At 52.7% G+C, this 14,379-nt stretch carries 18 protein-coding genes; all 18 read right to left on the bottom strand.

Annotated features, from left to right (window positions below; translation table 11 throughout):
- Positions 1-25: 25 nt before the first annotated feature.
- Positions 26-1,309, bottom strand: coding sequence for an alginate export family protein (locus ACT53G_RS00870; RefSeq protein WP_476168438.1), 1,284 nt, complete (start codon positions 1,307-1,309; stop codon positions 26-28).
- Positions 1,310-1,605: 296 nt separating this feature from the next.
- The gene (locus ACT53G_RS00865) at positions 1,606-2,028 is read right to left on the bottom strand and encodes a c-type cytochrome (protein WP_313983597.1); all 423 of its coding nucleotides are present in this window, start codon (positions 2,026-2,028) and stop codon (positions 1,606-1,608) included.
- A 70-nt stretch (positions 2,029-2,098) separates the two neighbouring features.
- On the bottom strand, positions 2,099-2,842 hold the full coding sequence (locus ACT53G_RS00860; RefSeq protein WP_476168437.1) for a PEP-CTERM sorting domain-containing protein: 744 nt from the start codon (positions 2,840-2,842) through the stop codon (positions 2,099-2,101).
- Positions 2,843-2,929: 87 nt separating this feature from the next.
- On the bottom strand, positions 2,930-5,269 hold the full coding sequence (locus ACT53G_RS00855) for a LamG-like jellyroll fold domain-containing protein (protein ID WP_476168436.1): 2,340 nt from the start codon (positions 5,267-5,269) through the stop codon (positions 2,930-2,932).
- Between the two features lie 369 nt (positions 5,270-5,638).
- A complete protein-coding gene (locus ACT53G_RS00850; RefSeq protein ID WP_379077282.1) occupies positions 5,639-5,869 on the bottom strand; it encodes a zinc ribbon domain-containing protein in 231 nt (76 codons plus the stop codon).
- A gap of 10 nt (positions 5,870-5,879) precedes the next feature.
- The gene (locus tag ACT53G_RS00845; RefSeq protein ID WP_379077279.1) at positions 5,880-6,752 is read right to left on the bottom strand and encodes an SIR2 family protein; all 873 of its coding nucleotides are present in this window, start codon (positions 6,750-6,752) and stop codon (positions 5,880-5,882) included.
- A 34-nt stretch (positions 6,753-6,786) separates the two neighbouring features.
- On the bottom strand, positions 6,787-7,968 hold the full coding sequence (locus tag ACT53G_RS00840) for a DegT/DnrJ/EryC1/StrS family aminotransferase (protein WP_476168435.1): 1,182 nt from the start codon (positions 7,966-7,968) through the stop codon (positions 6,787-6,789).
- A gap of 1 nt (position 7,969) precedes the next feature.
- Positions 7,970-8,236, bottom strand: a complete 267-nt coding sequence (locus ACT53G_RS00835; protein ID WP_194747268.1) for a hypothetical protein — start codon at positions 8,234-8,236, stop codon at positions 7,970-7,972.
- 11 nt (positions 8,237-8,247) lie between these two features.
- On the bottom strand, positions 8,248-8,454 hold the full coding sequence (gene nifT, locus ACT53G_RS00830; protein WP_194747269.1) for a putative nitrogen fixation protein NifT: 207 nt from the start codon (positions 8,452-8,454) through the stop codon (positions 8,248-8,250).
- A gap of 21 nt (positions 8,455-8,475) precedes the next feature.
- Positions 8,476-9,642 (bottom strand): cysteine desulfurase family protein, encoded by a 1,167-nt coding sequence (locus ACT53G_RS00825; protein WP_476168434.1) that lies wholly within the window; start codon positions 9,640-9,642, stop codon positions 8,476-8,478.
- Positions 9,639-9,980 (bottom strand): DUF3024 domain-containing protein, encoded by a 342-nt coding sequence (locus ACT53G_RS00820; protein WP_194747271.1) that lies wholly within the window; start codon positions 9,978-9,980, stop codon positions 9,639-9,641. The genes ACT53G_RS00825 and ACT53G_RS00820 overlap by 4 nt, the downstream gene beginning before the upstream one ends.
- A 17-nt stretch (positions 9,981-9,997) precedes the next feature.
- Positions 9,998-10,282 (bottom strand): nitrogen fixation protein NifZ, encoded by a 285-nt coding sequence (locus ACT53G_RS00815; protein WP_476168433.1) that lies wholly within the window; start codon positions 10,280-10,282, stop codon positions 9,998-10,000.
- Entirely contained in the window at positions 10,279-10,620 is a 342-nt protein-coding gene (locus ACT53G_RS00810; RefSeq protein ID WP_194747273.1) for a nitrogen fixation protein NifZ, read from the bottom strand. The genes ACT53G_RS00815 and ACT53G_RS00810 overlap by 4 nt, the downstream gene beginning before the upstream one ends.
- Positions 10,598-11,458 carry a 4Fe4S-binding leucine-rich repeat protein gene (locus ACT53G_RS00805; protein ID WP_476168432.1) on the bottom strand — a complete coding sequence of 287 codons (861 nt, stop codon included), beginning with the start codon at positions 11,456-11,458 and terminating at the stop codon, positions 10,598-10,600. The genes ACT53G_RS00810 and ACT53G_RS00805 overlap by 23 nt, the downstream gene beginning before the upstream one ends.
- Entirely contained in the window at positions 11,451-11,972 is a 522-nt protein-coding gene (locus tag ACT53G_RS00800) for a hypothetical protein (protein ID WP_194747274.1), read from the bottom strand. Before ACT53G_RS00800 ends, ACT53G_RS00805 begins: the two co-directional genes overlap by 8 nt.
- 25 nt (positions 11,973-11,997) lie before the next feature.
- Positions 11,998-12,390 carry a HesB/IscA family protein gene (locus ACT53G_RS00795; RefSeq protein ID WP_476168431.1) on the bottom strand — a complete coding sequence of 131 codons (393 nt, stop codon included), beginning with the start codon at positions 12,388-12,390 and terminating at the stop codon, positions 11,998-12,000.
- A gap of 13 nt (positions 12,391-12,403) precedes the next feature.
- Positions 12,404-12,622 (bottom strand): 4Fe-4S binding protein, encoded by a 219-nt coding sequence (locus ACT53G_RS00790; protein WP_194747276.1) that lies wholly within the window; start codon positions 12,620-12,622, stop codon positions 12,404-12,406.
- A 24-nt stretch (positions 12,623-12,646) separates the two neighbouring features.
- Positions 12,647-14,206: a nitrogenase cofactor biosynthesis protein NifB gene (gene nifB / locus ACT53G_RS00785; protein ID WP_476168430.1), complete on the bottom strand. Its 1,560-nt coding sequence runs from the start codon at positions 14,204-14,206 to the stop codon at positions 12,647-12,649.
- Positions 14,207-14,379: the final 173 nt, after the last annotated feature.

Below are 14,379 nucleotides of genomic sequence, written 5' to 3'. Positions count from 1 at the left end.
ATTGGGACTCGTCAACAAGAAAGAATTAAAACTGATACAACAACGTCAACCAGCCCTTGGTTGTATCAGGCTTGCGTGAGGCCGCTGTAAGGCTGCTACCTAGCGTGTCATCCTCATAAAAACGTGCATACTCAAATTTGGCCTGCAACTTGGGCGTATATTGATAAGCACAGGAAACATCCCACTCATTACCGTAATGATCGCCCATGCCTGACGGCGTTTGATAGCGCTGGTCGGCATACATGGTGTGCCACTCGGTATGCAATGTCCACTGCTCAAACTTGCCACCTAGCGTCAAATAGCGGTCTATCATGCCTTGCCTCGGCGTGGTGGTAAACAAATCAGTCCAGCCCTGAAAAGGATGCAAGGTGGCAAACGGCGTTTGAAACGCATATAAGCCGCGGTTACTCGATAGAATTTCCTGATCGATCCTGGCAAACCATTGTTTGTAACCCAGCCCCAAGCCCATTCTGCGATAAGACACATCAATGGCACTGGCGCCGCCCTGGAAGGCGGTTTGCCTGGCCAGCTCCAGCGTATGCAACCAGCGCCAGTCAGGGTGCACCTCGATTGCGCCATCAAAACGCAAACCAATATCCTTGTGCGAATTATTCAAAACGCCAGTATTCTGGCCTGTTTCAGGCTGATCCATAAAATAGCCGTAAGCGGTGACACTCGCCTTGGGCGCATACTGATAACTGGCATGCACAATATCAAAATTGGTATTACGGTATTTGCCTGTAGCTTGGCGTAAATGCTCATAATGCCCCAGCAAAAACTCGGTATTTGCCAGCGAGTGATTGGTCAAGGTCAGCCCGTCAAACACTTGAGACGATTGCCTGAAAATAATATCGCCCACATAACGGGTATTATCAATCCGGATGATTTGCCTGCCTAGCCGCACTTTGCTATGAGGAATACCGGTGTAATCAATAAAGAGCTGGTTAATATCCGTGATTTCAGGATCTTGCACCGTTGGCAACGGACTGGAATGATTGCGCCCCAGATTGTTATCGTAAAAATCCTGATTCAAATGGCTTACATTGATCACCTGCGCCGTAACACTGAGGTCTTTGTACGGCGCGGTTTGCCATCCGAGCAAGGACTGCAAGGTCAATGCGTTGGCGTCGTCTGGCTTGTTGGCCTGGTCTACATACTCATAACGAAACCGGAATTGTGATACCGATTTGCCCTGGTGAATCGCCTCATACACACTGCTCACGCCGCCTTCCTCTGCATAGATCGCAGTATGAAAAGTCAGCAAAATGCCCAACAAAAGACGGCTACCTAGCCTGGGAATATGGTGCATGGTTGTCACCCCATTAATCAATTATGGCAAATCATAACGGTGATCGCAGCAAGGCAATTCATGCATTATCGTTTTGAATCTGCCCCATTTTTTGAATTGATACCCGAGTCAATGAATACAGAAAACCGGCTGGTGGCTGGCTTGTCATTGGTTAATCAGGACTGCCAGGAGCAGTCTGTAAACGATTAAGAAGTTGAGAATAAGCGTTGATTTAGTCACAACACAAAAAGACAATAGCCTTTCATGCTCTCACAATCGGGCTCGAGTCAAGCGGTATGTCATGTTACTGATTAGAATTACTCATCGCCATTGGGTATAGTTTCCAACCAGGTACGAATTGCCCATATTTCCTCTTGGGTCAATTTATCTGCGAAAGCCGGCATGGATATTTTGCTATTGCTACTGTTTTTTCCTTCATGCACGGATTTGAAGTAAAAAGCATCCCCCTCTTCTGCTGTAGGTAAAAAACGTAAATCTGGGGCTTTGCCATGGGCGACAGCATTTTCCCCATGACAGAGGGCACAGTGCGCTTTATATAACCGATAACCAATATTTTCTGCCGTGCGATTGCCCCGATATGGATTTTTATTTTGAGGTCCCTCCAATGGAGACAGTCCATTTTGCATCGCTTCAGCAGAGAGTGCGCTAGATGCAATCACTGATAAAAAAATGAGTCGAGTTAACTGAGTTGATATTGAAAAAAAACTGACAATATTCATTGATGTTGGCTGCGCTGAGATTGTCAAAATATGGCTGCTACACTTGCTAATTGTTGGTAGCAGCCATGTGTTAACCCTTTAAAAACCTGTGACTAAACGTCTCTTTTTGCCTGCGTACCAAGCAAACCAAACCCAAGCCCATCAGTGACAGAATCGCTGTATCTGGCTCAGGGACAGCAGCAACTAGCTGTGAACCATACAATCGCAGTGTAGAACTCGCATTGAAATCGCCAATATCAACCACGCCGAAATAGATATCGAAATTACCCGTGTGGTCTGCTTTGAATGAGAAACTGGTGAGACCAGTACTCGCTAAATCATTACTGGAGGCATGGCTTGCAGTTGTTTTACCCACATCGCTTAAGGTAGACAATTTGCCGTTGATCACAATAAAACTGTAGTCTTTACCAATGTTACTTGCGCCTACATCGCGCGTAGCAAAGCTATAGTCAAAAGAAAGCGTGTCGCCCGCTTTTAAGTTGAAACTCAGCTTCATTGCAGAGCCTTCGTAAGCTTGCGCACTGAAGGAGTCAATATCCAAACTGCCATCAGCCAAACCTAGATAGTTTTCCAACCCGGTGCCAATATTTGTTTGCTCAGGCTCATTGCCTGAAACATTCAGCGCACCAGCATCAAGGGGATAATCATCCTGGTTGAATTTAGAGGCTGTGGTGAGCGTCCATACATTATTCAAATTGCCAACATCGCCTCTGTAACTTTGTACTTGGAGGTTGTTTGCCATTGCGTGGCCCGAGACTGAAAAGACCATTAAAGAAGCGATCAACACATTGCGTAAAATCAATTGCGGTTTCATTTTAATACTCCTGTGATATGACTCATGAATGTCATCAATGGGTAGTGCGCATCATCTGCACCACCCTGAGTTGTTTAAGAAAAATCGTTAGAAATAAAAGCTATTTTTGTCGATTTTATTAGCGGTTGTTGCTTTCAAAGTAATCAGTGTACGGAAAGCAGTCGGTCTGGAAGCGCCATCAGTATCCACCTGAATAATGGTATCGCCCCCCTGGTTGACTGCACGCACATAGCCATCTGCGATTGGATCACTTCCTTTATACCCAACCGCCTTCATCAACTGGATGAGGTTCAACTTATCACGCCCAACAATGAAATCGGTAACCGTAGCACCGGCATCCCGGATCGAACGCAACACGTAGGTATTGTGACCATTACCTCCAGTGAACATAGATCCGCCGGTGACAATGATTTCATCATCATTGTTTGTAGCGTTAACCACTTGACGACTACCGGCTGGGGTAACCCTGTTTTTACGAGCGGTTAGCCACTGATCGGGAGTCAGTGCCGCGTTGGTGATACGAATTTCGTTGATACAACCACGGAACCCGTTGACATGCCCGCCTTGCCAGCCTCCATATTGACCGGCGCCAACAACCCAGGCAGCCCAATTTAAACCTGCGATCCCAACGGCTGATTTGACATTACGCAAAACCGGGGCACCTGCAACATACATCGTTGTATCATGTGTCACAGGATCATTCACAATCGCAACATGCTCCCATGTATCGGCCATCACCTCCCCTGACCAGTTTGTTTTTTCGGCAACACCTGAACTTAAAAAGGTAGTGGGCTCCCATTGAAACTCTCGAAGGCTAGAAACCGCAAATAACAGTGAACTCTCGCCCCCGTCCCCCCCCTGATAACCGCCAATCCAACCTCTGGGCATATCACGCGTCAGAATATTCATCCAGGCGCCATTCGCCGGTGTCCAGTCTTTGGCAATTTTCACGAAAGCTTCAACGGTATATCCTGAGTTTTTAAATTGCTCATTACTTAAAGCCCCGTTACCATCGGTAAAAAAGAAAGCAGGATTGGGTTTGGTTTTGTCGTTTGTCATAAAACAAACGCTACCATTAGAGGCGGAATAGGCATGATGATCGGCTGACCACATAATATCGCCAGACTTACCCTCAAAGTGCAATGGATTCTTTCCGGTTTGATCAGGCACGGCATACTTATCAGAGCCATTGACGACAGGAGTGCCCACTGTGCCTGTATCAAATTTCCAATGTGCCAGGGTGTTACCGCTATGTGCGTAATCATCCCGATCTAGCGGTGTGAGAATGACAGGCTCTGACGGCTCGGTGAAGCTTTCAGCAATATCATTACGCAACTCTTCGACAATAGATGTGTGGTAGTTTGTTGAGCCCGCAATGAATGTGGAATTAAATCCCTTAAACCTTTCTGCAAAATCCATATCCACAGAAAAATCATTGCCATTCCCGCTTAAGAGTGCACGGTCAAACTGTGTCACAGTAGATTCAGGCTTTTCTGGTACCCAAGGCGAGAATGACAAGCCATTAATTTTGTTATTGGTCAGGTCAAATTCATATACCTGCATTTGTGCATTACCACCTTGGTAAGCCATTTGATAGTCAACCACCATCTCCCAAACCGGGTGGCCATAACTATTGACTCTTGCCTTGTGTCCAGCACCGTGATTATGACCACAAACCACCATGAATATTTGATCATTATCCTTGATCAGCTGATCCCATAAAAAGTTACTGTAGTCTGTTTCTACAACATTGACACCGTCACTTTGTATCGCCAAAAATTCATGACTCGTCAAAATCACAGGGAGCGTTGGATGATCCTTGATCACCTGACGAGCCCATGCAATGGCAGAATTCGATGCACGCCACGAAAGAGCAAGGACCAAATACTGCTGACCTTCAGCCGTAAAAATGTGATATTCATGCCAGCCATTGGGACTACGCCCACCAAAAGTGCCTTGTTTTTGGGCTCTGGAAGTAGGAAAGTACTTTAAATAGTTGTCGTTACTCGTTCTTTGCTCATCTGTACAATCTGTTTGCGACCCCCAGTAGCTACATCCGTAAGTGACGTCATGATTCCCTGCCAGAATGGAGTAATTCACACCACCATCCTCAAGTATTTTCATTGCCTTACTTGCAACTTCCCACTGGGGAATCTTACTTTGCTGATCCACGACGTCCCCTACGTGAACCACAAAAGGAATATTGTATTTTTTTGAGTTTTGCACCAACCAGCTTGTTTGCGATGTATATGGCTCAGAGCCATATCTTTCCATAAATTGATTACCTTCTGCAGGTGTAGCATAGCGTGAATAAAATTGTGTGTCGGGCAAAACAGCAATCCCGAAACTTGACACGCCTTGGGCAAAAGCGAGGTTTTGCATGAAAACACCCGCTAACATCAGGCCTATACGATGACAGACTTTCATTTCTACTCTCCAAATTAAATGTAACAGTGGCTTGGTTGTTAGAAATGAAATGTAGAGTTTAAATATGAATCCTAAGCCTCATTTAAACGATAGTATTATTAAATCAAGACTACACCTCCTGCCTATTGCAAACGCTTGAGTCGTCATCTCAAGAAATGTCACACCTTGCGCTTGCACAAAATTACCGACCGAGTTCTACACGCTTAATCATTGATCAGGGGGAAAAGGGGGGTAAAGCGACAAGCATGCGTCAGGATCCCGCTCATTGAGGACTGACGTCATTCTGTGAAGGTAGAAAAACTGTTAACGCGCGCGCCCTTTGCGAAGCTTATATAGAGCGTCGGTCAGGTTTACCCTAGGCATGGCGCATCACAGCTTTTTTCTTTCGGCAGCAGCGTAGTTGCTGAAGTGCCCTTCGCGCTTGGCTTGCGCCCTGGCGCTGGCGATGATGCCAGCGGTTTTGCCGGGTTCAGCCAGTCTGGACACTTGTTTTTGCAGCGTACCACCGCAATGCGGGCAGGCGGGCGCACTGGTATTGAGTTTGAGCAACAGCTCTTGAGTTTTGCCACATTGGCTACACTGAAAATCGTACAAGGGCATGGCGGGCTCCTCAGGCAGCGACCAGCGGTTGCGCCAGCTCGGCGGTTTGCAGCCAGTGCACAAAATCAGCCAGCGGCAGGTCGATACGGCGTATCTGCTGTTCGGCCAGAAATTTTTCTTCCATGCGAGTCAGCGGCCCGTCAATTACCGCCCAGTGCTGCGCCGAAGAGCGTTTCATAATCTGTCTGGCATAGGTGCGGGTGAGTTGGTGGTTAAAGCGGCATCCCATAAACAGAAAGTGCGCGCCATGGCGCAACTCCTGTACGCGAGGCGGAATCGGGGTCTGGATGTCGATTTCGGTCAGGACCTCGACATAATCAGAATCGGAAATAATATAGTTTTGTGCGGGCTGGTTGCTGCCCAGCGGCTGATAAAGCACGGTGGTCCAGGCATCGGCTTCGCTGGCTTCTATGCTGTTGCCATCGGGCTCGACATAGTGCACCCATTGCCCGAGGTGCTCAGATTGTGACACGCCCTGTATCATGCCCCAGTTGTGCTGCCCGGCCAGCGCCTGTGCCATGGCATTGCTATACCAGCTATCCACCACCAGCAGAGGCTTCTTGGGCAAAGCGGCCAGAAAGCGGTGCAAGGCATTGGGGCTGGCCCCGGCGGCATAGGCCTCCGTCATCAGGTTGACCAGTGTTTTTCGGTGCTTGAAGTTCTCGATAAACTGGGCAGCGGCGGTCAGATTGTTGCGGATTTTGTGTGGCACGCTGACCTTGGTGGTGAGCATGGCCACCAGCGCTTCCGGCGTGGCGGGCACCTGGCAGGTGGTCGGCGCAAGTTCCAGCACGGCAGGCCCAAGATAGGGAATCACACTGCCTTCGCTCAGGCTTTGACGGATGGCTTGCAGTTCGCTTTCTGGCAGTGGTTGCGTAGGCATGTTGTATTCCTTGTGATGACGAAGTCTTGCAGGATTAGAGATAAATGGCCGCACCGGCGCCGACATTGATGGAGGCGTCCTTGGCGGTTTTGACGATAAAGGCAATCTGGTCTTCGCTGAGCCCGCCATGAAAAGGCAGTGCAATGGCGCGGTCTGCCACTTTTTCGGTGACCAGCAAATGCCCCTTGCGCATGCCGTAGTGCTCGACATAGGCACGTTGTAAATGCAGGGGTCTGCAGTAGGCTGCGGCCTCCACCAGTTCGGTGGACATGTCTTCGACCATGGCATCACGGCTACTGGCTGAAAAACGGGTGCCCAGATGCACGCAGTACAGCATCCAGTGCACCTCATCGACGCCGGGGGCGATATAAGGCGGTTTGATGCCTTCAAAACTGGAGATCTGTGCCTGATACCAAGCTTCGACCAGTTTGCGTTTGGCCAGTATCTCCGGCAGGCGTTGCAGCTGAATCAGCCCCAATGCAGCCGTGAGCTCGCTGATACCGGCATCCAGCGGTGGCCGCAGGCTGGCGCTGAGCGAGGCCTGGTCATCATGGCCATGCTGGCGATAATGTCTGAGCTTGAGTGCCAGTGTGTCATCATCGGTGACGATCATGGCGGCCTTGCCACAGCACAGGGCAGACGGCTGGCTGAAATCAAACACCGCCACATCGCCAAAGCTGCCGGTGAGCTGGCCCTGATAACGCGAGCCGATAGATTCGCTGGCATCTTCTATCAGCAACCATTGCTGGGCACGTGCCAGGGTGCGCAAAGCTTGCCAGTCTGCCGGATGACCATTGGTATTATTCACCAGCAGTGCCTTGACCCTGGCCTGTGGTGCCCGCTGCAAGGCAGCTTCAATCTTGTCTGCTGCCAGGGTTTGCGACCAGTAATCGATCTCGCTCAACACCGGTTGCGCCCCGCTCCAGTGGATGGCATGCGCCAGATGACGCCAGCTATACGAGGGCGCAATGACGCTGTCGCCACTGCCTATGCCGACCGCCCGCAGCACCAGCAGGCAGGCAATGGTGCTGCTACTGACGGCTATAGCATGCTTGCGCCCCAGCCAGCTGGCAAAAGCCTGTTCAAACGCCGGGACAAGCGGACCTGTACTTTGTGCATTGCGCTGCAAGACCATGGCCAACGCAGCAGCTTCGGCTTCGCCATAATCGGCGCTGCTCAAGGTGATGGCACTGCCCGCATAATCCTGGTCGGCCATGTCAGGCATCCCGCTGGGTGAGTACGATGCCGGTGGCATGCTCGAGCTGACGGGTCAGTTTGACACAGTGCTCGCGGGTATCCAGCAAATACAGGTTGAAATCACTCAGGCGACAGTATGGCGCTTCATCCATATCGCGCTCGGCCATGCGCAGAAAGCTGATGTCCGGATAGCACTCGCGCAACATGGTCAACGGGTTGCTGGTCACAGTACGAAAATCGCCCAGCGCCGTCACAATCTCGTTCAGGGTTTGTTCAGCAATACACATCCTGTTCTCCTTTACTCACCGATGCGTTTCGCTTCTACCGTTACCGGCAGGCGGGTATCGGCGGCCATTTCCGGCAAACTCAGCAGCCAGCCATTGGCCAGCTTGACGCTGCCGCCCCACAACTCGGGCTTTTCCTGTTCGACAATCGGCTCTTCCAGGTCCTTTTTCGGGACATAGAGCGACAAGCCCTGTTCGGTACGGCGTATCATCACTTTCATCGTGTTTCCTTTCAAATGGGGTTAGGCGGCCTGTTGCAATTGCAACTGTCTGACGCTGGTGACCACAGCCGCCAGTAACTGCTGCATGTCTGCGGCGGTATGGTGTATGCCCAGCGAAAAACGCAATGAGCACAAGGCTTGTTGCTCGCTGCGGCCCATGGCCAGCAGCACATGCGAAGGCTGATTGCCGCCTGCGCTACAGGCACTGCCACGCGAGGCAAGCACACCCTGTTTTTCCAGTCGCAACAGCAAGGCCTCGCCATTGAGGTCTGTACCCGAGTCCGCACTTAACCCTGCAAAACACAGATGGCTGGTATTGGCCACCCTGGGACCGCCGCCATTGACCTCGACGGCAGGCAGTGCCCGCAGCACCGCCTGTTCAAACTGGTCACGCAAGGCCGTCATGCGGCTGGCATGGGTAGCAATGTCTCCGCCCAGCACATCGCAGGCGGTGGCCAGCCCGACAATGCCGGGCAGGTTTTCGGTGCCACCACGGCGATGACGTTCCTGGTTGCCCCATAGCATGGGTTGCAGGCTCAGGCCTTTTTTCACATAGAGCACACCTGTGCCTTTGGCGGCATACAGTTTGTGCGCAGAAAACCCGAGCAAATCACAGCCCAGCGCCGCCATATTGAGTGGCAGCTTGCCCGCACTTTGCGCCGCATCCAAATGCATGAGCGCGCCATGGCGGTGCGCAATCTCAGCCACCTCGGCCACCGGGAAAATCACCCCGGTTTCATGATTGGCATGCATGAGGCTGACCAGTGCAGTCTGTGGCCCCACCGCTGCCAGCAAGTCAGCCATGGACAATTGCCCTTGGCTATCCACACCGATTTCAATCACCTCGAAGCCTTGTTTTGCCAACTGTGCCAGCAGCAAACGGGTCGAGGTGTGCTCTACCGCACTGGTGACAATCTGCCGCCGCTCAGGCCGGGCGGCCAAAGCCGCCAGGATGGCCAGATGATTGGACTCGGTGGCGCCACTGGTAAACACCACTTCGGCCGGGTTGGCCTGCAAAAAAGCCGCCACACTGGCACGCGCATTGACCAGTGCCTCGCGCGCCTGGCGCCCCAGCGGATGACTGCTGGACGGGTTGCCATAGTGCGTACTCAGCCAGGGCAGCATGGCCTCCACCACTTGCGGTAGCGGCTGCGTAGTTGCGTTATGGTCCAGATATAGCCATTTCATCGCCAGAACTCCCGATTCACATCTGCAATCAGCACATCCAGCAAGCTGGACAAACTGTGAAACTCCGCATGCGCGCGCCAGCATTGCCTGACATCATCCTTGCGATACAGGCGCCAGAAATCCCCTGACTGGTATTCAATGCGGGCAATATCAATCTCGCCGCCCTGCGGGTCTACTGTGCGCGAACAGCACGGACTGCGCACCAGATAACCGTCGGTACAGGGCGTGACCGTGGCCGCCACGTATTTGTAGCGGCTGCGCCCAGCGAGCAGTTTTTCGATACGCAGACGGTCCACCGCGTTGGGGTGTGGACACAGAGAGGTGACCGGCATTGCCATCACTGTGTGCAGGCCCCTTACACCGGGGCCAGCTCCTCTTCGAGCACGCCGATGACCTTGCCATCGGCAAACTCCACCAAATAGACCGGGATGCCACTGTCTTCCACCATGCCAACATTGACCACCTCACCGCGCGCCCCGGCCTCGGCCAGCAAGGCGGCTTCGGCGAGGTCGGGATAACTGCCATCATTGAGCAAGTCCACCAGGGTCACCACCGGCTGCCCCCACTGAAAGCGCGGCGTACGCGGCTCCCTGAGATTAAATCCGGCCAGACTGGCGCCTGCGTTTTCCACTTCAGTCATGTTGATGCCTCCTCTGTCTGTTGCGCGGCCTCATCGGCCAGCAGGTCTTCATCGTCATCTTCTGGCGCATCGGCTTCCAGCTCCTTGCCACGCATGCCGACGCGGTAACCCAGCTCGTAAAAATCCACACCATAGATATAAAACTGCTGCAAAAACGTGCCTATGCTGGTGACATAGCCGACGTCGCCTTTTTTCACCAGAATCTCGCCCACTTCCTTGCCGGGGAAGGTGCCATCGTTGCGCACATATTTTTTTGAGCGCACCTTTTGCCCATAGTCAAACCGGGGCGGATTCACCAGTTCGACGACATCACTGTCACGTACGATATTGGTCGCCATGGACACTCTCCTTATGTTCATTCGGGTGGGTCAGGACAGAGGATTGCAGATTCGGATGTAACCTGGCGACAGCCGCCATCGCCACAGCCTCGTCGCTATCGCGGCTCATATCTGCTAAAAACTCGGGCGCAATGCGCAACACCACTTCAAAACGGATGCGCCAGTCGGCATCTAGCCGGAATGCAGGCAACATCGCGACCGGCAAGCGGCGAATGGCCGTCAAACGGACTTCCTGCGCACTATCATTTGCCAGTAAAGGCAGCCAGTCCATGCCGATACGCTCAGCCACTTCGCGGCGTACCGAGGCATCGGCATCGTGCATCAGATAAAACAGCTGTGTGGGGGCAATGCGGCGTGCCACGATCACACGCACGTAATAATCGCTGTCATACAACAGACTGCCCAATTCAGATTCGGGTAAGCGCAAAGCCACCCGGATGCGAACTTCACGGTCAGGGTCATAGATGAATTTGTGCAACAAATGTGACGGCAAGCGCAAAGCAACGCTGGCACGTACGGTTTCATCCACATCACTGACCAGGCGGTTCAGGTGAAAAACATCCAGAAACTTGGCCGCCACTGCCCGCACTTCAAAATAGGGGTGGTCAATATAGCGCACGGCCAATGCCGGATGCTGGCTAAAAAAACGGTCTATGCGCTTGGCATAACGGTCATGCACACAACTGCGCATCAACTGGCATAGCCCCTGCGCATTTAATTCCGCATGCTCACAGGAGGAACATGACAAGGCGTTACCCTGCCAGTCAACCGCAGGCAAATCACTGTCCATCCAGTGTCTTTCTGCCTGCAAGCGATCCATAGATCCGGGTTCAATCATCCTCGGCCTCCCGGTCTGCCCGATCCAGCACATCCAGTAGCAACTGACCGCCCACTTTGTTGGCCGGATCCAGCTGCATCAGTTTTTCTGCCGCCTCCCGTCCAGCCTGCAACCGCTGTAGCCGCATCAGCAAATAGGCATAAGCCTTGAGACAAAATAGATAAAAGCGGTGGGCGGGTTCATCACTTTCAAACTGACCATGTTGCGGACTGACAAGCCGCCAACTGAGCGGAAAACCGAGCTCCAACGCCGTCATTGCCATACATTGCTCGGCCACCCGCAACGCCTCCTGCAACCGGGCCTGATAGAAATAAAAACGGTATTCCGCTACCTTGACGGCAGGATTGTGGGGCGCCATCATGCGCGCCATGACCAGATGCGTTTCGGCCCGGCTGCTGTCGGCGTAGTGAATACTGGCCAATCGGAGTTGCTCGCTAGCCACAGCAGGCAAGGCGCGGTAGCGCTCGGCAAACCAGCTGTTTTCCAGCACCTCCGGTTTAAAATCGGCATCCATCAGTACGCCCTACCCCGGCCTTCACTCAGGCTTTACGCATAATGCTGGCGACGCTGACGGTAGCCGGGCCGCCATGACTGGCGTGATCCCCATGGCCGCCGCCACTGCTGCCACAACCACAGCTGCCGCTGTTAGGCGTCAAAAATGTCAGGCCGGACTCCATCGGGCTATCCATAAAGTCCACCACTGCGCCATCCAGTAACATGCGCGATTCAGCCGGTAAAAACAGGCGTACGCCGCTGGCCTCAACAATGGCATCCCCGGCAAAAGGCGCGGCCTCCACGCTAAACTCAGAGCTCAGGCCAGAACAGCCACCAGGGCTAACTACCAGCCGAAAACCGTGCTGGTCGGTGCCGCCGTTAAAACGAATCATGCGGCTGATAAACTTTTCTGCCTTGGGGGTGATCGTCAGTTCCATGTCGGTTCTCCGTTTATGCCTGATAACGCGGATAGGCGTTATCAATAATGCAGGTGTTATCTACCGGGCACGCCGCCACACACTGCGCTTCGTCAAAATGGCCGATACACTCGGTACATTTTTCCGGTTTGATCATGAACACGCCATTTTTTTCATAAATGGCCTGGTTAGGGCACTCCGGCTCACAGGCTGAACAGCCTGTGCATTGGGAAGTTACAATTTTGTATGCCATGTGAGGTCTCCTTTACTGTATGGCTCAGGCTGCTTTAAACGCGCCTTGTCGAATCGCAGCATCGCCGCGTGGAATATGGGTGATTTCGCCGCTGGCAACGCGGGCACGGTAACCGGCAAACCAGCCCAAAGCGGCTTTTTCAATAAACTCGTGGGCGTATTCCTCCACCGGCTCTATGCCTGCCGCCAGCAATTCATCGCGCGGGCAAGCACCGATTTTGGAAACCAGCACGGCATGGCAGTCATTAATCGCATTCACGATAGAAGGTAATTGCTCATCCTCGCCATAGCCGCCCTGGCAATACAAATCCACCCGGCGGTGACCGACAAAGGTGGTGGAGCTGGCAGTCAGCTCGTAAATCTGGAATTCGTCAGCATGACCAAAATGCTGGTTGACTTTGCCGCCACCGGTGGTCGCCACCGCCACCAGTACTTTTATGCCATCGTCGGCGCCCTGCTCGGCCAGCGCTGTTTGCTTGGCGGCGTGCTGGGCCTGTCGCTCGGCTTCGACTTGTTCCTGGTAAGCGCGGCGTTTTTCAATGTCGTACACCACATCCATCTGCTCAATCTGGTCCAGGGTAAACTCATCGCTGCGGTCCTCACCCAGCAGGCCCACCGCATCGGCACGGCACTGACGACAATGCCGCATCAGATTGGCGCCACCCATGCAGGCATCCTGCACATCCTTGAGCTCCTGCGCAGTCGGCCCGCGCTGGCCATTGAGGCCAAAATAGGTGCCATGCTCGGCCTCGGAAATCAGCGGCATGATGTTATGCAAAAATGCACCACGCGCTTTTACCGCCCGGTTCACCTCATACAGGTGCTCGTCGTTGACACCGGGAATCAGCACCGAGTTGATCTTGGTGAGAATGCCACGCGCAGTCAGCATCTCCAGCCCCAGCATTTGCCGCTCGGTCAGAATCTCGGCGGCTTCGCGGCCATAAATGCGCTTGTGGTTGTAAAAAATCCAGGGATAAATCTGGGCACCCACATCCGGGTCTACCATATTGATGGTGATGGTGACGTGGTCCACATTGTATTTGGCAATCTCGTCCACATAATCCGGCAAGGCCAGCCCGTTGGTAGAGAGGCACAACTTGATGTCCGGTGCCTGTTCCTGCAACTGGCGGAAGGTCTCAAAGGTCTTGGCCGGGTTAGCCAAAGCATCGCCAGGACCGGCAATGCCCAGCACCGTCATTTGCGGAATTTCGCTCGCCACCGCCAGCACCTTTTTCACTGCCTGGTCCGGCGTCAGTTTTTGCGACACTACACCGGGGCGGGATTCGTTAGAACAGTCATACTTGCGGTTGCAATAATTGCACTGGATATTGCAAGCCGGCGCCACCGCCACATGCATGCGTGCATAATGGTGATGCGCCTCCTCGGAATAGCAAGGGTGATTTTTAACCTTGTCCCAGATTTCCGCAGGCATATCCCCCTGACCATCGGAGGAACCACAACTGGCTTTACCTTCGCCACCAGTCGTACTACAACCGGAAGCCGCCTGACCAGCCACCTCCACCTTAATGCCGGGTAAGGGACGCAAGCGACTTGTGCTCGCTGGGCTTTCTGCAGAAATTGCCATTGCATGCTCCTCAATAAGAATTTACAAGGAGTATTGCAATTCGCATGCCATCTGGAAGATTAAAAATAATTCATTAAAAATCAATGGATTAAATAGGTAATTCTATGGATTTCGGATTGTCAGCTATATGACAAAAGGGGGAAGTTGATTGTCGGATTGCTAACAGCAGCAAG

Source organism: Methylophilus sp. DMC18 (assembly GCF_056314005.1).
Note: the sequence above shows the minus strand (reverse complement) of the source record. Positions and strands in the feature narration are given on the sequence as shown.

Coding starts and splice junctions, on each gene's coding strand:
- ACT53G_RS00865 (WP_313983597.1), bottom strand. CDS start 2,028: ATGAATATTGTCAGTTTTTTTTCAATATCAACTCAGTTAACTCGACTC.
- ACT53G_RS00840 (WP_476168435.1), bottom strand. CDS start 7,968: ATGGCCGACCAGGATTATGCGGGCAGTGCCATCACCTTGAGCAGCGCC.
- ACT53G_RS00845 (WP_379077279.1), bottom strand. CDS start 6,752: ATGCCTACGCAACCACTGCCAGAAAGCGAACTGCAAGCCATCCGTCAA.
- ACT53G_RS00855 (WP_476168436.1), bottom strand. CDS start 5,269: ATGAAAGTCTGTCATCGTATAGGCCTGATGTTAGCGGGTGTTTTCATG.
- ACT53G_RS00835 (WP_194747268.1), bottom strand. CDS start 8,236: ATGTGTATTGCTGAACAAACCCTGAACGAGATTGTGACGGCGCTGGGC.
- nifB (WP_476168430.1), bottom strand. CDS start 14,206: ATGGCAATTTCTGCAGAAAGCCCAGCGAGCACAAGTCGCTTGCGTCCC.
- ACT53G_RS00815 (WP_476168433.1), bottom strand. CDS start 10,282: ATGACTGAAGTGGAAAACGCAGGCGCCAGTCTGGCCGGATTTAATCTC.
- ACT53G_RS00805 (WP_476168432.1), bottom strand. CDS start 11,458: ATGATTGAACCCGGATCTATGGATCGCTTGCAGGCAGAAAGACACTGG.
- nifT (WP_194747269.1), bottom strand. CDS start 8,454: ATGAAAGTGATGATACGCCGTACCGAACAGGGCTTGTCGCTCTATGTC.
- ACT53G_RS00810 (WP_194747273.1), bottom strand. CDS start 10,620: ATGGCGACCAATATCGTACGTGACAGTGATGTCGTCGAACTGGTGAAT.
- ACT53G_RS00800 (WP_194747274.1), bottom strand. CDS start 11,972: ATGGATGCCGATTTTAAACCGGAGGTGCTGGAAAACAGCTGGTTTGCC.
- ACT53G_RS00795 (WP_476168431.1), bottom strand. CDS start 12,390: ATGGAACTGACGATCACCCCCAAGGCAGAAAAGTTTATCAGCCGCATG.
- ACT53G_RS00790 (WP_194747276.1), bottom strand. CDS start 12,622: ATGGCATACAAAATTGTAACTTCCCAATGCACAGGCTGTTCAGCCTGT.
- ACT53G_RS00850 (WP_379077282.1), bottom strand. CDS start 5,869: ATGCCCTTGTACGATTTTCAGTGTAGCCAATGTGGCAAAACTCAAGAG.
- ACT53G_RS00870 (WP_476168438.1), bottom strand. CDS start 1,309: ATGCACCATATTCCCAGGCTAGGTAGCCGTCTTTTGTTGGGCATTTTG.
- ACT53G_RS00820 (WP_194747271.1), bottom strand. CDS start 9,980: ATGGCAATGCCGGTCACCTCTCTGTGTCCACACCCCAACGCGGTGGAC.
- ACT53G_RS00860 (WP_476168437.1), bottom strand. CDS start 2,842: ATGAAACCGCAATTGATTTTACGCAATGTGTTGATCGCTTCTTTAATG.
- ACT53G_RS00825 (WP_476168434.1), bottom strand. CDS start 9,642: ATGAAATGGCTATATCTGGACCATAACGCAACTACGCAGCCGCTACCG.